Genomic DNA, 19,610 nt, shown 5'->3' on the forward strand with positions numbered 1-19,610 from the left:
AAATGCCAGTCGATACGACTGGCATTTTGCTTTTCAGGGCTGGGCGCGAGCCTGATCGATCAGGCTGTCCGGGCCGAGCACCTGGGGAAGTACCCTGGGCTCGCGCTGGCCAGGTACATACCAGAGGTAGAGCGGCACACCGGAGCGACCGTGCTGTGCCAGGAAGGCGGTGATCCCGGGATCGCCTTGGGTCCAGTCCCCCCGCATCACCTCGACGCCCGCCTCGGCCAAGGCTTGTTCCGTGGCGCGGCGATCGATGGCGACCCGCTCGTTGACCTTGCAGGTCATGCACCAATCGGCGGTGAAGTAGAGGAACACCGGCTTGTCTCCCGCTCTCAGGGCTTCCAGCTTGGCTGGGTCGAAGGCGATCCTGTTTGCGGGTTGGGGCTGGGTGGCGCGCTCGCTCATCTGGCTCAGGCCGAGAGGGATGACGAGAACGGCAGCCAAGAGCGCAGGCAGCCAGGCCCGCGGCTTCATCGCTCGCTGGCGCAGGCCGGTCAGCCAGAGGCCGAACGTCAGCAGCATGGCACAGCCAAGGCTGGCGGTCAGCGCGTTGGCGGACACCTGTTGGCCGAGCACCCACGACAGCGCCAGCATGGTCAGGAACATGGGGACGGCGAGCAAGCGGCGAAGGGTCGCCATCCAGAGCCCTGGTTTCGGCATCCGGCGCTGCAGGGCCGGGACAAATCCCAGCAACAGGAAGGGCAGGGCTATGCCAAGACCCAGCCCGGCGAACACCAGCATGCCCGCCAGGGGTGGCAGGATCAGGGCTGTGCCGAGCGCCGCCGCCATGAAGGGGCCGGTGCAGGGGGTGGCGACGAAGGCGGCGAGGGCGCCGGTCCAGAACGCCCCGGCGGCGCCGTCGCGCCGGGTCAGTCCGGCTCCGGCGTCGAGAGTGCTCAGCTCAAACAGGCCGGCCATGTTGAAGGCGATGACGCAGGTCAGCAGCAGCAACAGCAGTATCATGCGTGGATCCTGCAGCTGGAAGGCCCAACCGAGCTGGGCACCGCCCGCCCGCATGACCAGCAGCACGCCACCGAGCAGCATGCAGGTCGCCATCACCCCGGCGGTGTAGGCCAGCGCCTCGCGCCGCGCGGCACGGGCGCTGGTTCCTGCCCGTGCCAGGCTCATCGCCTTGAGACTGAGGATGGGGAAGACGCAGGGCATCAGGTTCAGCAGCAGGCCACCGGCGATCGCCCCGGCCAGCGCCAGCAGCAGGGCGGTTGCACCGCTCCCACCTTTGGCCGGAGCGGCGGCAAGCCGGGCGTCCAGATCCAGCCCCAGGCCGTTGCCGAGCGTCAGGGTCGCCTCGAATGCCTCGGTCGGCTTGGCTCCTGCCCGGGTCTCGACGATGAGCAGATCGCCCCGGCGTTCAAACCGCTGGGGGGCGGCATCGACGATGGCCTGTCTGGTGGCGCTGAAGAGGTGCGGCTCGTCGACCTCTATGCTGGCGGGGAGCGGTACCTCGAGGCGCAGCCGTTGCTCATCGACAGTGAAGCCGACGGGGGAGCCGAGCGGTCTGGGCAGCGCCTGACGCCACTTGGCAAAGTCGGCGGCGAGGGCTGCGTCGGGTTCGCCGTGGCCGACGTGCAGCGTGATCTGCAGGCTGGCGCGCTCCGGGACGCAGGCGTCGTGACGGCAGGCCAGATACTGCATGTCGAGGCGGATCGGCAGTTGGGTGCCCAGGGCCATCCCCTCGGCGATGGAGAGCTCCGCCAGCAGCGCGTAGGGTTGGTCGTAGACATGGTTCATGATGCCGTCGATCAGCAGGGTCTGGGGGAGCGGATAGGCCACCTCGCCGACGCTGACGCCATCGGGCAGGTGCCAGGTCAGCCTGGGGGCCAGGCCGACATCCCCCGGCTGTTTCCAGTAGCCGTGCCATTCTCCTTGGGGGGTCATCCTGATCGCCAGGGTGGTGGTGCCGTTGGCGGCGGGGGTGGGGCTGGCGGCATGCAGGGAAGAGGCGATCAGCACCTCCTCGGCGCCGGGCATATCGGCTGCGGCCAGCATGGGGGCGCTCAGGCAGAGCCAAAGCAGCAACCGCTTCAGGGTGTCGAGTTTCATGGGTCTCTTCGTGCGGGAGAAAAAAAGACACCAGCCAGTGGGGCCGGTGTCCATGACGGCTGACGGTTACTTCAGGCCCTTGATTGCGTCGGCCAGGTCGCGATCCTGCGGGCTCAGGATGCGGGCGATACGGCCCTGGCTATCCAGCAGCACCACGCTGGGGATGTCGCGCACCCCGAAGGCACGGAACAGGGAATCATCTTCGTTCAGTGCCAGCGGCAGAGTGCTGCCCGCACTCTTCCGGTAATCCTGCAGATCGGCCACCGAGACCCAGAGTCCGGAGGAGACCCCCAGCCACTCGACGCCCTTCTCGTTCGCCATCAGCTTCTCGGCCTCTTCGCGCACGAACTGGCAGTTCTTGGCGGTCTGCGGACGGCTCTCGGCCAGGTAGGATTCGCACCAGGGGGCGAAGAAAACGATGGCGCGCGGCTTCTGGTTCGCGGCGCCTAGGTCCAGCTTGCGGCCGCCCAGCGTGGTGATGCCGAGACCGCTCACCTTGTCGCCCACGGCGAAGGTAGGGGCAGTGCTGGCGCTGGTGGCCCGGGCGATGGGCTGTGACTCTTCGGAGATAGCCTGTTGTAGCGCTGTGTGCAGTGCCTGATCCTCCAGATGGCCCACATGCATGATCTTGCCATCGCGCCCGATCACCACATGCTGGGGGGTGACCCTCAGGTTCAGCGCGGTTGCCAGGGTGCCGTCATCGATGGCGATGGGCATGGTCAGGCCCAGCTCCTTGCGGTAGGCACGGATGGCGTCGGCGTCGTCAGAGAAGCCGGTGTTGACGGCGATCACCTGGATCTGGTCGCCAAACTTCTGCTCTATGGCCTCAAAGCCCGGCATCTGCTGGCGACAAGGCACGCACCAGGTGGCCCAGAATTTCAGATAGACCGGCTTTTTCCCGTAGAGTTCGGTCAGATCGAGCTGTTTTCCGTCCAAAGTGGTCAGCTTGACCGCCGGGGCAGGTTGGCCGATCAGGGCGCTGCCTGCGCTCTTGGCGCGTCGCTCGCCTTCGGCGTCGTAGCTGTTGTCGTCCGCCCAGACTGGCTGGCTGATGCCGAGCAGGAGCAACAGGGTGGCGAGGGGTTTGGTCAGTGAGGGCAGGGGCAAGATGGACTCCTTACGACTTTCGAACATGTACCGAGGATGGTTTAATGACACATTTTAGTCAGTTTGACAGTCCATTAATAAGGACCATGAATGTCTGTTTTCACTGTACCGTCGCGGACATTGGCCAGTGCCCATGACTGAGCTGCACATAGCGCTGCGGCGCGAAGCCGGGAGCTCGCTGGCTGACCAGATCGCCACGGCCATCGGCCAGTCGATCCGCCAGGGCTCGCTCTACGCGGGGGCCAGGCTGCCCTCATGGCGGGATCTGAGTATCCAGCTCGGGGTCGCGCGGGGCACAGTCCGTGCCGCCTATGAGCGGTTGATCGATGAGCAGCTGATCGTCTCGCAGGGGGCGGCGGGCACCTTCGTCGGCCAGTGCCTGCCGATGGACTCGCCGCCCGATCTCGGGGGGCAATCCAACCCCTTGCCCGAGCTCTATCAACATCCCTTCGGCGAGCGCCCTCGGGTATTCCAGGTCGGCGTACCTGCGCAGGACGGTTTTCCCGGCAAGCTCTGGTCCCGGGTGGCGGCCCAGGCTGCCAGTCAGGCCGCCATGGCAACGGTCAGCTATCCGGATCCCCGCGGCGAGCTGACACTGCGCACCGAGATCGCCGCCTATCTGTCCGTGGCTCGCGGGATCAGCAGCTCACCAGCCCAGATCCTCATCACCTCGGGGTATAGCGGTGCCCTCGGACTGCTTGTCCACGGCCTCGGCTTGCAGGGGAAAGAGGCCTGGATTGAGGATCCTGGCTATCCACTGTCGCGGATGGCGCTCGCCATGGCGGGTGTGACGCCTGTGCCTGTCCCGGTCGATGCACAGGGGCTCGATGTTGACGAGGGGATAGCCCGTGCGGCGGACGCCGCGCTGGCCATAGTCACTGCCGGCCAGCAGGCGCCGCTGGGCATGACCCTCTCCCTCGCCCGCCGCCACCGGTTGCTGGAGTGGGCCGCCAGCCGCGGCGGCTGGATCATCGAGGATGATTACCTGAGCGAGCTGCAACTCACCGGCCGGGCGGCGCCAGCCCTGGCCTCCCTGGATCGCCATGGCCGGGTCATCTATGTCGGTACCTTCAGCAAGACTATCAGTCCGGGCCTGCGTCTCGGCTTCATGGTGGTGCCACCGGCCCTGGCCAGCAAGATGGGGGAGGTGGCCGCCGCACTCGCCCCTGCCGCCTCGGTGGCCAGCCAGTGGGCGCTCGCTGAGTTCATGCGCAAGGGACACTATCTGCGTCACTTGCGCAGGATGAAGCGTATCTACCGTGCGCGGGCGGCGGCGCTGCAACAGGCCTTGCCGGTGTCTGCCGAGACGGTCACCATGGCGGGGCTGGCACTGCTGCTTCACCTGCCTCAGGGCTGCGATGATGTCGCCATCGTGCGCCGGGCCCAGGCTGCCGGACTGGCGCCAGCCCCCCTGTCCGTCTGGTTCGCAGACCCGGCGCGAGCGAGATCGGGTCTGCTGCTGGGGATCACCAATCTGCCGCAAGAGGGGCTGGAGGCGTGCTGCACCCAGCTGATGCGACAGATCGAGCAAGGCGCAGGCCAGGAGGGTGCGCTTTCCCCGCCATCTATGCCAGATCGGACGGTTTAATAGGCAAGAGGTCGCGAAAAGTGGGTACTTGGCCCTGTTACTGGCGGCAAAGGCTTGATAAATGGGGTTTCTGCCTACATCTTAGATGGTCCAAGCAAGCTTCTGGACGGCAGGGGCTGCAGAGCATTTTAGAGGTACCGCAGATGAACAACCCTTTGCTGACCATGGACTCGCTGCCTCCCTTCAGCCAGATCCAGCCTGAACAGGTGCAGCCTGCCGTCATGCAGGCCATCGCCGACTGCAAACAGAAGATTGATGACGTGCTGGCCCGGCGCGAGCCCCACACCTGGGACAGCCTGATCGCCCCCCTGGAAGAGGTCAATGACCGGCTGGGACGCATCTGGTCGCCGGTGAGCCACCTCAACGCCGTGCAGAACAGCGAGGCACTGCGGGAGGCCCATGATGCCTGCCTGCCGCTGCTCTCCGAGTTCCAGACCTATGTCGGCCAGCATGAAGGACTCTATCAGGCGTATCGCGAGCTGGCTGAGAGCGATGACTTCCCCCTGCTGAGCGGTGCCCAGCGCAAGGAGATCCAGAATACCCTGCGTGATTTCCGCTTGTCCGGTATCGGTCTGCCTGCCGAGGCGCAGCAGCGCTATGGCGAGATCCAGGCCCGTCTTTCCGACCTGGCTTCCCGTTTCAGCAACAACGTGCTGGACGCGACCATGGGTTGGAACAAGTTGGTGACCGATGAGGCCGAACTGGCCGGTCTGCCCGCCAGCGCCCTGGCCGCCGCTCGCCAGCTGGCGGAGCACAAGGGTCAGCAGGGCTGGCTGTTCACCCTGGACATCCCCTCCTACCTGCCGGTGATGATGTATGCCGACAGCCGCACCCTGCGTGCCGAGCTGTATGAGGCCTTCACCACCCGCGCCTCGGATCAGGGCCCCAACGCCGGCAAGTGGGACAACTCCGCCATCATGACGGAACTGCTCACCCTGCGCCGGGAGCTGGCCCAGCTGCTCGGCTTTGGCAACTATGCCGAGCTCTCCTTGGCCACCAAGATGGCGGACAAGACTGAACAGGTGGTGGGATTCCTCACCGACCTCGCCGCCAAGTCCCTGCCCCAGGGCAAGGCCGAGCTGGAAGAGATCCGGACCTTCGCTGCCGAGCACTTCGGTCAGAGCGAGCTGGCGGCCTGGGACATCCCCTACTACGCGGAGAAGCTCAAGCAGCACAAGTTCTCCATCTCCGACGAGCAACTGCGCCCCTACTTCCCCGCCGGCAAGGTGGTGAAAGGGCTGTTCGAGGTGGTGCGCCGGGTATTCGGGGTCAAGGTGCGCGAGCGCCTCGGTATCGATACCTGGCATCCGGACGTGCGCTTCTACGACATCTTTGACGGAGAGGACGAGTTGCGTGGCAGCTTCTACCTCGATCTCTATGCCCGCGAGCACAAGCGAGGCGGCGCCTGGATGGATGTCTGCCTGGGTCGTCGCTATCGCCAGGATGGCTCCCTGCAAAAGCCGGTGGCCTATCTGACCTGCAACTTCAACGGCCCCGTGGATGGCAAGCCCGCCCTGTTCACCCACGACGAAGTGGTGACCCTGTTCCACGAGTTTGGCCACGGCATTCACCACATGCTGACCCAGATCGACGTGGCCGGGGTCGCTGGCATCAACGGCGTGGCCTGGGATGCGGTGGAGTTGCCGAGCCAGTTCCTGGAGAACTGGTGCTGGGAGTCCGAGGCGCTGGCCTTTATCTCCGGTCATTACGAAACAGGCGAGCCGCTGCCCGCGGATCTGCTGGAGAAGATGCTGACCGCCCGTAACTTCCAGGCGGCCATGCAGATGCTGCGCCAGCTGGAGTTCGCCCTGTTCGACTTCCGTCTGCACCAGGAGTTCGATCCGGCCAATCCCGAGCTGGTGCCGACCCTGCTGGATCAGGTGCGCAGCCAGGTCGCCGTGATGACGCCGCCGGCGTTCAACCGCTTCCAGCACAGCTTCTCCCACATCTTCGCCGGCGGTTATGCGGCGGGTTACTACAGCTACAAGTGGGCGGAAGTGCTCTCCGCCGATGCCTTCTCCCGCTTCGAGGAAGAGGGGATCTTCAACGCGGCCACCGGCCAGGCCTTCCTGAAAAATATTCTGGAGAAGGGCGGGTCGAAAGAACCCATGGAGCTGTTCCGCGCCTTCCGGGGCCGAGAGCCCCAGGTGGATGCGTTGCTGCGACACAGCGGTATCGCCGCCTGATGTGTCAGCCCTGCGCCGAGATGAGCTTCAAGCAGGTACTTGGCTTGGGCAGAGTGGGATCCCGGCATGATTTTTAAGATAAAAAGGGACCGCATGGTCCCTTTTTTCAAGGCTTTTTAATATCTTGCCGATAGCATGTTTGCACAGCCACCGCCTCTTCCAGTAGAGTCGGGTTCTAGTTTCCAAGGAGAGAAAGCCACTTGCCATGAGGCGAGCACTCGAGTCTGTCTATCAAATCATCTCCAGCTTGTCTCATCTGAGTGGCAAGGGATTTTTCGATACTTTTGTGAGTGAGATCGCCAGCTCGGTGGGGGCGGATCTCGTCCTGATTTCGGGACAGGACCAGACCGGCCTGTTCTTCACCATCCATGCCGCCTATCCCGCCTCCCTCGACATCGGCTCTTACAGTTTTCCCCTCGCCAGTACCCCGGGGGAGATCGTCATGCAGCAAGGGGAAGCCTGGTTCAACGATTGCACCTGCCAGCTGTTTCCCCATGCCGCCGTGCTGGAGTTCTGGCAGATCCGTGGCTATGCCGGCATTGCGCTGAAGAATGCCCAGGGGGAGACCCTGGGGCTGTGCAGCGTCATGTTCAAGCAGGCGATGCCGAGCATGGACAAGATCATGCAGCTGCTGAGGCTGCTGGCCCCCATCGCCGGTCGCGAGCTGGCCCTGATGTACCAGCAGCAGGCCCCTTCGCAATCCATGGGGCCGGGCGCCATGCAGGTGCTGGATACCATGATGTCCCACGCCCCCGTGGGCATCGGCAAGATGGACCTGGACGGGCGGATTCTCTGGATCAACCCGGCCATCGAGAAGATGCTGGGCTATCGTCCGGACGAGTTGCTGAACCGCACCGCCGCCGAGTTCAACCACCCGGAAGACTGGCAGGCGAGCCTCCCGCTCTACGAGGAGATCCGGCGCGGAGAACGCCCCGCTTTCACCCAGGAGAAGCGTTACCGACACCGGGATGGTTCGGTGCTGTGGGGGCGCGTGACCGTCACCCTCATTCGCAACGAGCAGTTGCACCCCGATTATCTGATGCTGGTGCTGGAGAACATCGATCCCATCAAGCGTCACAGCGAGCAGCTCAAGCTCTCCCACCGGGTCTATGACAACCTCTCCGAAGCCATCCTGGTGTGTGACGGGGAGAGCCGCATCATCTCGGTGAATCCCGCATTCGAGCGGATCACCGGTTACAGCGAGGAGGAGGCCTGCGGCCAGCGCCCCAGCCTGCTCAAATCCGGACTGCACGATCAGACTTTCTACGCCGACATGTACCACGCCCTGGAGCGGGTAGGGATCTGGCGTGGGGAGGTGTGGAACAAGCGCAAGAACGGCAAGCTCTACCCCCAGCAACTGATGGTCAGCGCCCTGCGGGAAGGGGGCCGGATCAGCCAGTACATCGCCATCTTCAGCGATCTCTCCCAGACCAAGCTGGCGGAGCAGAAAATCGCGGCCCAGGCGAACTACGACAACCTGACCGGCCTGCCCAACCGCTGGCTGTTTGGTCGCTGCCTTGCCCGTTTCTGCGAGCGGGGGGAGCGCTTCGCTCTCATGGTGCTGGACCTCAACAACTTCAAGGCGGTCAACAACAGCATGGATCACCACGTGGGTGATGCCCTGCTGCGGGAAGTGTCGGATCGGCTGGTGAGCCGGGTGCGCACCGAGGATCTGGTGGCCCGCATCGGCGGGGATGAATTTGCCTTCCTGGTGCCCGGCATCGTCAACCGCCGCCAGGCCGAGGTGTTCGCCAAACAGGTGATCGGCGGCTTCGCCAGACCCTTCATGCTGGCCAATCAGCACCTCTACGTGACGGCAACCCTGGGGATCACACTCTGTCCCTACGATGGGGCGGACAGCGACGAGCTGCTGCGCAACGCCGAACAGGCGCTGTTCGTCGCCAAGCGGCAGGGCCGAACCCTGGGCACCTACAGCGCCTCCATGCGGGAGGAGGTGAGCCAGCGCCACCAGATGCAGCAGGATCTGGCGGAGGCCATCAAGCTGTCGCAACTGACCATGGCCTATCAGCCCATCTGGGACAACCGTAGCGGCCGGGTGGCCAAGCTGGAGGCGCTGGTGCGCTGGTATCACCCCCATTGGGGCCAGGTGTCACCGGCGGACTTCATCCCGCTGGCGGAGGAGGCCGGGCTGATGCAGGGGCTGGGCGCTCTGGTGTTGTGGCAGTCGTGCCGGGATCTGGCACGACTGCAAAAATCCGGCTTCCCGGATCTGCAGATGTCCATCAACCGCTCCACCCTGGAGTTCCAGACCATAGATCCGGAGGCCAACGAATGGCTGCGGGTGATCCGTCACTTCGGCCTGGACCCCAGGGACATCATCATCGAGATCACCGAATCTCTCTTGATGGAGAGCAGCGATCAGCACAGGGTGCGGATCGACGCCCTGCGCGAGGCGGGTTGCAAGCTGGCCATCGACGACTTCGGTACCGGCTACTCGGCGCTCAATTATTTGCGTACCTTCCCGGTGGATCTGGTGAAGATAGATCGCTCCTTCGTGCGCCATATTCCCTTCAACGAGCAGGACAGGCTGCTGCTGGACGGCATCATCAACATAGTGCACAACCTCGGCATGCAGGTGGTGATCGAAGGGGTGGAAACCCGGGAGCAACTCAACTTCCTCTGTCAGAAAGGGTGCGCCTTCACCCAGGGCTATCTGCTCAGCCGGCCGCTGCCATTCGAGGATCTGACGGAGTACCTGACCCTCAACCGGCAGGGAATGAACCTGGCCAATCTCACCATCGTGAGCTGATCTTCCGCTTCTGTTATCATGCTCGGCTCCATGCCGCCATGAGTCATCGTTATGCCCCGTATTCAGGTTTTCAGTGAAGTGCCCGCCCGGGAAGGGGAGCTCGACGCCCTGCGCCAGCGCCTGGCCGACGTGGAGTTTCCCGCTCCCTTCGCCCTGGTACTGACAGAGGCGCGGCTGGAGCTGCGCAAGCTGGACGAGCCCAAGCTGGGGGCTGTCTACGTGGACTTCGTGGAAGGGGCGGTGGCACACAGGCGCAAGTTCGGTGGTGGTCGTGGCCAGTCCATTGCCAAGGCGGTAGGACTGAAGGCGGGGGCCATGCCGACCGTGGTGGATGCCACCGCCGGGCTTGGCCGTGATGCCTTCGTGCTGGCCTCTCTTGGTTGCAGGGTGACCCTGATCGAGCGCAGCCCCGTGGTGGCGGCCCTGCTGCAGGATGGGTTGACGCGGGCGGCCCGGGATCCCGAGATCGGGGGCTGGGTGAGCGAGCGGATGCAGTTGCTGCAAGGGCCGGCGGTGGACAACCTGCTGGCATTGAGCGAACGGCCGGAGGTTGTCTATCTGGATCCCATGTTCCCCCACAAGCAGAAATCCGCGCTGGTGAAAAAAGAGATGCGGGTGTTCCAGTCCCTGGTGGGGCCGGATCTCGATGCGGATGCGCTGCTGCCGGCGGCGCTCAAGATGGCGACCCGACGGGTGGTGGTAAAGCGGCCCGACTACGCGGGCTGGCTCAACGAGCACAAACCCAGCATGGCCATCGAGACCAAGAGCAACCGCTTCGACGTCTATGTGATGGCGGCGCTGGCCGGTTGACCGTGACCCCATACGAAGAGGGCCCGCAGTGCGGGCCCTCTTTACATTATCCGACTAGAAACGGACAAGTTTCTCTTCCCCCTGCCAGACGAGGGCCAGGGTCGCCAGCTCCGCCAGGCTGAGCCGCTCTCCGCTGGTCAGCAACAGGTATTCAATCCCCTCTTTCGCCACTATGGTCTGCACCTTGTCCTCCCACTGCCGGCCACTGCGGTCGGTGAGCGTCACCGGCAGTTGCCAGCGAGCGGCGATTTCGAGCCAGTCATAGAGGTCACAGCTGATGGGTTGATAATCCGTCATGGTGCTTCCTTTGGGAGTGTTCAGGCTTCCAGCAAACGGGTGGCCCAACCCATCTTCTGCTGGCGCTCCACTTCCAGGCGCAGCTCGCTGGCCCGCAGGTAGTGTTCGTCCAGCCAGCCCTTGGGCAGGGTCAGGGTCAGGGCATCCTCGCTGGCCTCCAGGGTGAAACGGGGGACCGTGCCCTGGGTGCGACGCATGCAGAGGATGAGGGCGATGCGCAGGATGCGGGCCAGCCGGATCGCCTGGCGACCGGTGACGGCCCCCTGCTTCTCCAGCTGCTCCAGCTTGAAATCATCCCGCTGGTTGAGCAGCAGGGCCGACAACAGCTTCTTCTGGGCCGGGGTGAAGCCCGGCATGTCGATGTTGTCGATGATGTAGGCCGCGTGTTGCGGGGCCTTCTTGTACTCGATGCAGAGCCCGATCTCGTGCAACAGGGCGGCATAACGGAGTATGGGGCGACCATAGCGTCGGGAGAGACGCCAGGCCGGCTGCAACTGGTTGAAGGCCTCGACGGCGGTGTCGCGTACCCGCTCGGCATGTTCCTTGTCGAGCTGATAGCGGTTGATCAGGCTGTCGGCGGTACGATCCCGGGCGTCACAGTCGTGATTGTTGCCGAGCAGGCCGTAGATCAGCCCCTCTCGCAATGCGCCACCGGCGAGGGTCATGCTCTCGATGCCGAGAGTCTCGAAGATGGCTATGAGGATGGCGAGGCCGGAGGGGAACACGGTCAGCCGTTCGGCTGCCAGCCCTTCCAGCTGAAGCTGGTCCAGCTTGCCGCAGGCGATGGCCTGACCCATCAGCTCCTGCAGCTTCGGCAGGGTGACTCGTTCGCTCTTGCCCTGGGCCAGCATGATCTCCTGCAGCGCCTGTACGGTACCGGAGGCACCGACGCAGGTGCGCCAACCGAGGGTCTTGTAATCCTCGGCCACGTTTTCCAGCACCGTCTTGGCGCTGGCGATGGCCTGGTTGAAACGGGTCTCGGAGAGCTCGCCGTCACCGAAGTGATTGTTGAGCCAGGTGACGCAACCCATGTGCAGGCTGTTGAGGAGTTTGGCCTCGCTGTGCTCGCCGATCACCAGTTCGGTGCTGGCGCCGCCGATGTCGATCACCAGCCGGTTGCCTTCCCCGGCGGAGGTCCAGGAGACCCCCTCGTAGATGGTCTTGGCCTCTTCCTCGCCCGAGATGATCTCGATGCTGTGGTTGAGCACCCGTTCCGCTTCGCTCAGGAACTCGTCGACGTTGGTGGCGAGGCGCAAGGTGGCGGTGCCCACCACCCGGATGTTGTCGGACGGAATGTCCTGCAACTGCTCTGAGAACAGGCGCAGACAGTCCCAGCCCCGCTCCATGGCGGCGCGGCTGAGGCGAAATTCCGAATCGAGACCGGCGGCGAGGCGAACCTTGCGCTTGACCTTGGTGACGGTGCGCAGAGCACCGGCGACCTCGCGCACCACCAGCATGTGAAAGCTGTTGGAGCCGAGGTCGATGGCGGCATAGAGCGGCGAGTTGTGCAACTGGGCCTGTCCTGTCAGTTCTTGCGGGGCGGACGGCGGCGGTTGTTGCTGTTGCCACCCTGGCGATCACGCATGTTGCGGTTCACCGGCTGACGATTGCGGAACACCCGTTTCGGGGCGGTCACATCATCCAGCAGCGCCTCGCGGTCATACTTGCTGACCGGGATGGGATGATGGATGTACTCCTCGATGGCCGGCAGGTTGAAGGCATAGTCTTCACAGGCCAGGCTGATGGAGTGACCGCTCTTGCCGGCGCGACCGGTACGACCGATACGGTGTACGTAGTCTTCGGCGTCGTCGGGCAGGTCGTAGTTGAAGACGTGGGTCACGTCCGGGATGTGCAGACCGCGGGCGGCCACGTCGGTGGCGACCAGGATGTCCAGCTGACCCTTGGTGAACTCTTCCAGGATCTTCATCCGCTTCTTCTGGGGCACATCGCCGGTCAGCAGACCAACGCGGTGGCCGTCGTTCTCCAGCCAGGCGTGGACGTCTTCACATACATGCTTGGTGTTGGCGAAGACGATGGCCTTCTCCGGCCACTCCTCTTCCATCAGGGAGAGCAGCAGCAGCATCTTGTCTTCGTTGGAGGGGTAGAACAGCTCCTCCTTGATGCGCACACCGGTCATCTGCTCCGGCTCGACCTGCACGTGTTCCGGGTGGTTCATGTGCTCGTAGGCCAGCTCCTGCACCCGCAGGGAGAGGGTGGCGGAGAACAGCATGCTCAGACGCTCGGTGGCGGGGGGCATGCGGCGGAACAGGAAGCGGATGTCCTTGATGAAGCCGAGATCGAACATGCGATCCGCTTCGTCCAAGACGATGACCTGGATGTTGCCGAGATCGATGACCTTGGACTTGAAGTAGTCGATGATGCGGCCCGTGGTGCCGATCAGGATGTCGACACCCTGCTCCAGCACGGCCAGCTGCTTGTCGTATCCTTCGCCACCGTAGGCGAGGCCGAGCTTCAGGCCGGTCGAGGCCGCCATGCTCTCGGCATCGTTGTGGATCTGCACCGCCAGCTCACGGGTCGGGGCCATGATGATGGCGCGTGGCTGGTTGATGAGGCGCGGTTTGGTCAGCGGATGGGTCAACAGATAGTTGAAGGTCGCAGCCAGGAAGGCGAGGGTTTTGCCGGTTCCCGTCTGGGCCTGACCGGCCAGGTCATGGCCTTCTACCAGCAGTGGCAGAGACAGCGCCTGGATGGGGGTGCAATAGTGAAATCCCTTTGATTCCAGACCAGCCAGAACTTCGGGTTCGAGGCCCATTTGGGCGAATTTTTCGGTCGTTAGATGTGTTTTGCTCATGGCGGTAGGTTATCAGGTTAGGCTTGCAATAATAAACAGGATCATTTCAAATAGGGCAACTATTGCCTTTGTTGATCCGTCAATAAAGCCTTAATTACTGACTGGAGTTGGAGATGAGTGACAAGATTGTTCAGCTGAGCGATGCCAGCTTCGAGGCTGATGTAATCAAAGCCGACAGCCCCGTTCTGGTAGATTTCTGGGCTGAATGGTGCGGTCCGTGCAAGATGATTGCCCCCATCCTGAACGAAGTCGCCCAAGAATATGCCGGTCGCGTGACCGTGGCGAAATTGAATATCGATCATAACGCCGACACGCCGCCCAAGTATGGCATTCGCGGTATCCCGACCCTGCTGCTGTTCAAGAATGGCGAAGTGGCAGCGACCAAGGTCGGTGCCCTCTCCAAGACTCAGCTGAAAGAGTTCTTGGACGGTAACCTGTAATAATCAAGAAGGAGCGCATTGCAATAATGCGCTCCTTGTGTTTTATCACCTAGACGCTCATCCCGATTGGTGCTAGTTTATCGCTCGTTTGCTAACCTTTTTGCCTGACTCTTTGCTTCACATCAGCCTGGCAAGTCAAATCCGATCAGCATCAATCCAGCAGACTGTCTCCTCATTTCAATCCTTGCTTACAGACTTTCACCACTATGAATCTGACTGAACTTAAGAACACTCCTGTGTCCGAGCTGGTCCAGCTTGGCGAATCCATGGGGTTGGAAAATCTGGCTCGGGCGCACAAGAAAGACATCATCTTTGCCATCCTCAAGGCGCACGCCAAGGGCGGTGAGGACATCTTTGGCGACGGTGTGCTGGAAATCCTGACCGATGGCTTCGGCTTCCTGCGTAGCGCAGACGGCTCCTACCTGGCCGGCCCGGACGATATCTACGTCTCCCCGAGCCAGATCCGCCGCTTCAACCTGCGCACCGGTGACACCATCTCCGGCAAGATCCGGCCGCCGAAAGAGGGCGAGCGCTACTTCGCTCTGCTCAAGGTCAACGACGTCAACTACGATCGTCCGGAAAACTCCCGCAACAAGATCCTGTTTGAAAACCTGACCCCGCTGCACGCCAACGAGCGTCTGCGCATGGAGCGCGGCAATGGCTCCACCGAAGACATCACCGCCCGTGTGCTGGATCTCGCATCCCCCATCGGCAAGGGTCAGCGTGGCCTCATCGTCGCACCGCCCAAGGCCGGTAAGACCATGCTGCTGCAGAACATCGCCCAGAGCATCGCCTACAACCACCCGGATTGTGAGCTGATCGTGCTGCTGATCGACGAGCGTCCGGAAGAAGTGACCGAGATGCAGCGGATGGTCAAGGGCGAAGTCATCGCCTCCACCTTTGACGAGCCGGCTTCCCGTCACGTCCAGGTCGCCGAGATGGTGATCGAGAAGGCCAAGCGCCTGGTCGAGCACAAGAAGGATGTGGTCATCCTGCTGGACTCCATCACCCGTCTGGCGCGCGCCTACAACACCGTCATCCCCTCATCCGGCAAGGTACTGACCGGTGGTGTGGATGCCAACGCCCTGCACAGACCCAAGCGCTTCTTCGGTGCGGCCCGTAACGTCGAGGAAGGCGGCAGTCTGACCATCATCGCCACCGCGCTGATCGACACCGGCTCCAAGATGGATGAAGTCATCTACGAAGAGTTCAAGGGTACCGGCAACATGGAACTGCACCTCTCGCGCAAGATCGCCGAGAAGCGCACTTACCCGGCCATCGACATCACCCGCTCCGGCACCCGCAAGGAAGAGCTGCTGACTGCGCCGGACGAGCTGCAGAAGATGTGGATACTGCGCAAGATCATTCACCCCATGGGCGAGATCGACAGCATCGAGTTCCTCATCGACAAACTCTCTGCCACCAAGACCAACGACGAGTTCTTCGACTCCATGAAGCGTCAGCAGAAGTGATGATGTAGCAGAATGACAAAACCGCGGCCCAGGTCGCGGTTTTTGTTTATCTATTTGCCGGTGCCCTTAGTACTATGGGGCCAGGACGCCACAAGGCCGGATGTCACAAGGATAGAGACGTCATGAAGCTGATTTTCTTGCTATGGATTGGGTGGCTGCTGGCCGCACCCGTGCAGGCCGATTCTCCCCCGCAACGCAATGCCCCCCTGGTGGCGGACGAAGGGCTGCAGGGGCACCTCGACTACCTGCACAGCCGGCTCGCGCTCGAACAGTTTGCCGCCATGGACTCCCTGCTGGAGACCCTGGCCCTGGGTCAGCGTGAATACCTGCAATATCAGGTGCTGGCGGGTCTCAAGACGGTCAGTCATCCGAGCCCTGCACTCCATGCCTGGGTGCGGGCGCAGGCCGCCAAGGCGCCGCAATGGCTGGTGGAAGGGGAGGTGGACGGCTTCCTGGTGCAGCTGCCCGCCTATGATTTCGCCGCCGAAGCGCGGCTGGTGCTGAACCGCTGGCAACAGCTCGCCTGGCAGGACAACTATCGCCAGCAGCTGGCGCGAGACAGCTTCGATTTCAAACAGCTCTACTACAGCCGCAACCCGGAGCTGGCGCAGCAACAGCAGGCGCTGCTGACGGTGCTGGACAGCCAGCCGACCGCCGTACAGCGTCGTGAGGCTCAGCGGCTGGCCGCCCTGACCCTCTTCCTGCCGGACAACCAGTTGCTGCTGCACCTCATCGAGCGGACCGGCAACCCTGACTTGTACCATAAACTGTGGCGTCAGCCAGTGGATAACGACAGCTTGGCTGCATTGAGCAGCATACCCCGCTTCTACCATGGTCAGATGGCGAGCGATATGCTGATCGCCGCCAGCCGCAATGAACGGCTGATGATCCCGGCCCTGCATCAGCTGAGCCGGCTCTCCCCCCTGCCGGACGAGGCCCGCCAATACCTGCTGGCGGAGCTCGGCAAACAGCAATACAGCGGGCTGGTGGCCGGCGTGTTGCTGCAACTGGACGAACCCAGGCTGTTGGCCCAGCTGGCGGACAGGCTCACCCATCAGGAGCGGCGTCACACCATGTCCGTCCTGCGGCCCGATACGGGTACACCAGATGGCCAGCCGGGGTTATAATGCCCCATCGCCTGCACACAGGGTACCCGCATGAAATACAAGGACTTGCGTGATTTTATCGCGCAGCTGGAACAGAACGGACAGCTCAAGCGCATCACGCGCGAGATAGACCCCTATCTGGAGATGACCGAGATCAGCGATCGCACCCTGCGTGCCGGTGGCCCGGCCCTGCTGTTCGAAAATCCCAAGGGTTATGCCATGCCGGTGCTGACCAATTTGTTCGGCACGCCGGATCGGGTTGCCATGGGCATGGGGCAGCCCAATGTCGGCGCCCTGCGCCAGGTGGGCACCTGGCTCTCCTACCTGAAAGAGCCCGAGCCTCCCCGTGGCCTCAAGGAGTTGATGGAGAAGCTGCCCATCTTCAAGCAGGTGCTGAACATGCCGACCAAGCGCCTCTCCTCGGCCCCCTGTCAGCAGGTGGTACTGGAAGGCGATGCGGTCGATCTCGACCAGATCCCGATCCAGCACTGCTGGCCCGGTGACGTCGCCCCCCTGGTGACCTGGGGCCTGACCATCACCCGCGGCCCCTACAAGAAACGGCAGAACCTCGGCATCTACCGCCAGCAGAAGATCGGCAAGAACAAGCTGATCATGCGCTGGCTGGATCATCGGGGCGGGGCCATCGACTTTCGCGAATGGCAGGAGGCGCACCCTGGTGAACGCTTCCCGGTGGTGGTGGCGCTCGGCGCCGATCCGGCCACCATACTCGGCGCCGTGACGCCGGTACCGGATACCCTCTCCGAGTACGCCTTCGCCGGTCTGCTGCGGGGGAGTCGCACCGAGGTGGTGAAGGCCCTGAGCTGCGAGCTGGAGGTGCCCGCCAGCGCCGAGATCGTGCTGGAAGGCTATCTGGAGCCGGGTGAGATGGCGCCGGAAGGCCCCTATGGGGATCACACCGGTTACTACAACGAGGTGGACGAGTTCCCGGTGTTCACCATCACCCACATGACCATGCGCCGCGACGCCATCTATCACAGCACCTATACCGGCCGTCCCCCCGATGAGCCGGCCGTGCTCGGGGTGGCGCTGAACGAGGTGTTCGTGCCGCTGCTGCAGAAGCAGTTCCCCGAGATCGTGGACTTCTACCTGCCGCCGGAGGGGTGCTCCTACCGGATGGCGGTGGTGACCATCAAGAAACGCTACCCCGGCCATGCCAAGCGGGTCATGCTGGGGGTTTGGTCCTTCCTGCGCCAGTTCATGTACACCAAGTTCGTGATCGTCTGCGACGACGACATCAACGCCCGGGACTGGAAGGACGTGATCTGGGCCATCACCACCCGGATGGATCCGGCGCGGGACACCACCCTGATCGAGCATACGCCCATCGATTACCTCGACTTCGCCTCACCGGTCTCCGGGCTCGGCTCCAAGATGGGGCTGGATGCCACCAACAAGTGGCCGGGAGAGACGAACCGCGAGTGGGGTCAACCCATCGTCCAGGACGAGGCGGTGAAGCAGAAGATCGACGCCATCTGGGATGAATTGAAGATCCTGGACTAGCCGCTGAGGCGGTCGGCGCGCCCGTTCGATGAAAAAGGGCGGTGCCGGGCCGGGTTGAATGATGCAATGGCGCCTGTTTCCGGCCAGTCGGTGCACAAAGAGCGGTATTGCCGACCTGAATTGGGTATGCTCGACTGACCGGACCCCTGGCGGGTCGCCAGAACACAGTGAATCAATGAGTGAAAACGGGCCGGGCTGGCCCGTCAAAAGGACAAGAATGCAACGTATCAAGTGCCGCGTAGAGGAACTGCGCGAATATGTCGACACCGTCTGGCATGTGGCCCTGGCGCCGCAGCAGGCTATCAGCTTCAAGCCCGGCCAGTATCTGCTGGTGGTGATGAGTGACTCGGACAAGCGCCCCTTCTCCATCGCCAACTCGCCGACCCGTGACGGTGTGCTGGAGTTGCAGATAGGAGCCACCCCGGAGAACGCCTACGCCGGCCAGGTGCTGGCGCGCATGCGTGAGCAGGGGGAGATCGAGATCGAACTGGCGGCGGGCAAGGCCTTCCTGCGGGACGAATCCCCGCGCCCCCTGATCCTGATGGCGGGCGGCACAGGTTTCTCCTATGCCCGTTCCATCCTGGAATATCTGATGGCGACCGGCAGCAAGCGCCCGGTGTTCCTCTACTGGGGCGTGCGTCAGGCGCACTGGCTGTACGAGCAGGCGCAGATGCAGCAGTGGGCGCAGGACTATGCCCCGCTCACCTTCGTGCCCGTGGTACAGGAGCCGGAAGGGGACTGGACCGGCCGCACCGGGCTGGTGCACAAGGCCATCATGGACGACTTCGTCAGTCTGCATGACTACGACATCTATGTGGCGGGTCGCTTCGAGATGGCGGGGGCCGCCCGGGAAGAGTTCAAGGTGCTGGGGGCCGAACCCGAGCGCATCTTCGGTGATGCCTACGAGTTCATTTGAGCGCCGACTGCGAAGCCGTGATCAAGGCTCAGGTGCTGCTCGTTTATGTGCGGTAAAGAGTGCTCATGTATATCGATACACTCCGGTTCCTGCGCTGCGCCTTGTTGACTGCTTCTCGCAACGGCCCTTGAACCTCTTCCCTGTTCCAGAAACAACAAACCCCAGCCTGGCTGGGGTTTGTTTTATGTGCGTCGAGGGCTGGGCCGTTCGCGCGCGGAAGGGGCTTACTCGCCCTTGGCGGCGAGCTGCTGCTCCAGCTGGACCAGCTTGGCCTCCAGGGCGGTCAGCTTTTCCCGGGTGCGCAGCAGCACCTTGGTCTGCACGTCGAACTCCTCGCGGCTGACCAGATCCAGCTTGTTCAGCTGGGATTGCAGCACCTGACGGGTCTTCTTCTCCACCTCTTCACCCATGCTGCGAATGCCGGGGGGCAGGGCGTTGTGTACCTGTTTGGCGATCTCTTCCAGTTTTTTCGGGTCGATCATGGGGTTCTCCTTAAGCGATGGGCCATTCTACCGACAAAT

15 protein-coding genes are annotated in these 19,610 nt (G+C 63.0%); 9 read left to right on the top strand and 6 right to left on the bottom strand.

Annotated features, from left to right (window positions below):
- Window positions 1-33 precede the first annotated feature (33 nt).
- Both VZC39_RS00375 and VZC39_RS00380 read right to left on the bottom strand, forming a co-directional pair.
- Window positions 34-2,064, bottom strand: coding sequence for a protein-disulfide reductase DsbD family protein (locus tag VZC39_RS00375; protein WP_434664885.1), 2,031 nt, complete (start codon window positions 2,062-2,064; stop codon window positions 34-36).
- 66 nt (window positions 2,065-2,130) lie between these two features.
- The gene (locus tag VZC39_RS00380) at window positions 2,131-3,171 is read right to left on the bottom strand and encodes a TlpA family protein disulfide reductase (RefSeq protein ID WP_434664886.1); all 1,041 of its coding nucleotides are present in this window, start codon (window positions 3,169-3,171) and stop codon (window positions 2,131-2,133) included.
- A gap of 133 nt (window positions 3,172-3,304) precedes the next feature.
- Between VZC39_RS00380 and VZC39_RS00385 the strand changes: the two genes are divergently transcribed.
- The 4 genes from VZC39_RS00385 (at window position 3,305) to VZC39_RS00400 (ending at window position 10,525) form a co-directional block, all read left to right on the top strand.
- Window positions 3,305-4,759, top strand: coding sequence for a PLP-dependent aminotransferase family protein (locus tag VZC39_RS00385; RefSeq protein WP_434664888.1), 1,455 nt, complete (start codon window positions 3,305-3,307; stop codon window positions 4,757-4,759).
- Window positions 4,760-4,902: 143 nt separating this feature from the next.
- Window positions 4,903-6,945, top strand: a complete 2,043-nt coding sequence (prlC, locus tag VZC39_RS00390) for an oligopeptidase A (RefSeq protein ID WP_349920510.1) — start codon at window positions 4,903-4,905, stop codon at window positions 6,943-6,945.
- A gap of 205 nt (window positions 6,946-7,150) precedes the next feature.
- Window positions 7,151-9,715: a putative bifunctional diguanylate cyclase/phosphodiesterase gene (locus VZC39_RS00395; RefSeq protein WP_434664890.1), complete on the top strand. Its 2,565-nt coding sequence runs from the start codon at window positions 7,151-7,153 to the stop codon at window positions 9,713-9,715.
- A gap of 51 nt (window positions 9,716-9,766) precedes the next feature.
- Window positions 9,767-10,525 (top strand): class I SAM-dependent methyltransferase, encoded by a 759-nt coding sequence (locus tag VZC39_RS00400; protein WP_434664892.1) that lies wholly within the window; start codon window positions 9,767-9,769, stop codon window positions 10,523-10,525.
- 54 nt (window positions 10,526-10,579) lie between these two features.
- Here the strand turns inward: VZC39_RS00400 and VZC39_RS00405 are convergent, their stop codons facing one another.
- From VZC39_RS00405 to rhlB, 3 genes are read right to left on the bottom strand one after another with little or no spacing between them, the layout of a single operon-like run.
- The gene (locus tag VZC39_RS00405; protein WP_434664894.1) at window positions 10,580-10,822 is read right to left on the bottom strand and encodes a Rho-binding antiterminator; all 243 of its coding nucleotides are present in this window, start codon (window positions 10,820-10,822) and stop codon (window positions 10,580-10,582) included.
- Between the two features lie 20 nt (window positions 10,823-10,842).
- Window positions 10,843-12,333, bottom strand: coding sequence for a guanosine-5'-triphosphate,3'-diphosphate diphosphatase (gppA, locus tag VZC39_RS00410; RefSeq protein WP_434664896.1), 1,491 nt, complete (start codon window positions 12,331-12,333; stop codon window positions 10,843-10,845).
- A 14-nt stretch (window positions 12,334-12,347) separates the two neighbouring features.
- Entirely contained in the window at window positions 12,348-13,634 is a 1,287-nt protein-coding gene (gene rhlB, locus VZC39_RS00415) for an ATP-dependent RNA helicase RhlB (RefSeq protein ID WP_434664898.1), read from the bottom strand.
- Between the two features lie 113 nt (window positions 13,635-13,747).
- Between rhlB and trxA the strand changes: the two genes are divergently transcribed.
- The 5 genes from trxA to fre all read left to right on the top strand — a co-directional run bounded on the left by trxA (window position 13,748) and on the right by fre (window position 19,089).
- Entirely contained in the window at window positions 13,748-14,074 is a 327-nt protein-coding gene (gene trxA, locus VZC39_RS00420; RefSeq protein ID WP_025328829.1) for a thioredoxin TrxA, read from the top strand.
- Between the two features lie 206 nt (window positions 14,075-14,280).
- Window positions 14,281-15,546: a transcription termination factor Rho gene (gene rho, locus VZC39_RS00425; protein ID WP_042079206.1), complete on the top strand. Its 1,266-nt coding sequence runs from the start codon at window positions 14,281-14,283 to the stop codon at window positions 15,544-15,546.
- Window positions 15,547-15,668: 122 nt separating this feature from the next.
- Window positions 15,669-16,673, top strand: coding sequence for a hypothetical protein (locus tag VZC39_RS00430; RefSeq protein ID WP_434664900.1), 1,005 nt, complete (start codon window positions 15,669-15,671; stop codon window positions 16,671-16,673).
- 30 nt (window positions 16,674-16,703) lie between these two features.
- Window positions 16,704-18,173: a 4-hydroxy-3-polyprenylbenzoate decarboxylase gene (ubiD, locus tag VZC39_RS00435; RefSeq protein WP_349920516.1), complete on the top strand. Its 1,470-nt coding sequence runs from the start codon at window positions 16,704-16,706 to the stop codon at window positions 18,171-18,173.
- A 217-nt stretch (window positions 18,174-18,390) separates the two neighbouring features.
- On the top strand, window positions 18,391-19,089 hold the full coding sequence (gene fre, locus VZC39_RS00440; RefSeq protein ID WP_434664902.1) for an NAD(P)H-flavin reductase: 699 nt from the start codon (window positions 18,391-18,393) through the stop codon (window positions 19,087-19,089).
- Window positions 19,090-19,313: 224 nt separating this feature from the next.
- On the opposite strand, the gene ubiK is transcribed toward fre, so the two are convergent.
- Window positions 19,314-19,571, bottom strand: a complete 258-nt coding sequence (gene ubiK / locus VZC39_RS00445) for a ubiquinone biosynthesis accessory factor UbiK (protein WP_434664903.1) — start codon at window positions 19,569-19,571, stop codon at window positions 19,314-19,316.
- Window positions 19,572-19,610 lie beyond the last annotated feature (39 nt).

Source organism: Aeromonas sp. NJAU223 (assembly GCF_051125555.1).
GTDB lineage: Bacteria > Pseudomonadota > Gammaproteobacteria > Enterobacterales > Aeromonadaceae > Aeromonas > Aeromonas veronii_G.

Bases quoted from the DNA above. Each gene is read 5' to 3' on its own strand.
- VZC39_RS00375 (WP_434664885.1), bottom strand. From the start codon at position 2,064: ATGAAACTCGACACCCTGAAGCGGTTGCTGCTTTGGCTCTGCCTGAGC.
- VZC39_RS00385 (WP_434664888.1), top strand. From the start codon at position 3,305: ATGACTGAGCTGCACATAGCGCTGCGGCGCGAAGCCGGGAGCTCGCTG.
- prlC (WP_349920510.1), top strand. From the start codon at position 4,903: ATGAACAACCCTTTGCTGACCATGGACTCGCTGCCTCCCTTCAGCCAG.
- VZC39_RS00395 (WP_434664890.1), top strand. From the start codon at position 7,151: ATGAGGCGAGCACTCGAGTCTGTCTATCAAATCATCTCCAGCTTGTCT.
- VZC39_RS00400 (WP_434664892.1), top strand. From the start codon at position 9,767: ATGCCCCGTATTCAGGTTTTCAGTGAAGTGCCCGCCCGGGAAGGGGAG.
- VZC39_RS00405 (WP_434664894.1), bottom strand. From the start codon at position 10,822: ATGACGGATTATCAACCCATCAGCTGTGACCTCTATGACTGGCTCGAA.
- rhlB (WP_434664898.1), bottom strand. From the start codon at position 13,634: ATGAGCAAAACACATCTAACGACCGAAAAATTCGCCCAAATGGGCCTC.
- trxA (WP_025328829.1), top strand. From the start codon at position 13,748: ATGAGTGACAAGATTGTTCAGCTGAGCGATGCCAGCTTCGAGGCTGAT.
- rho (WP_042079206.1), top strand. From the start codon at position 14,281: ATGAATCTGACTGAACTTAAGAACACTCCTGTGTCCGAGCTGGTCCAG.
- VZC39_RS00430 (WP_434664900.1), top strand. From the start codon at position 15,669: ATGAAGCTGATTTTCTTGCTATGGATTGGGTGGCTGCTGGCCGCACCC.
- ubiD (WP_349920516.1), top strand. From the start codon at position 16,704: ATGAAATACAAGGACTTGCGTGATTTTATCGCGCAGCTGGAACAGAAC.
- fre (WP_434664902.1), top strand. From the start codon at position 18,391: ATGCAACGTATCAAGTGCCGCGTAGAGGAACTGCGCGAATATGTCGAC.
- ubiK (WP_434664903.1), bottom strand. From the start codon at position 19,571: ATGATCGACCCGAAAAAACTGGAAGAGATCGCCAAACAGGTACACAAC.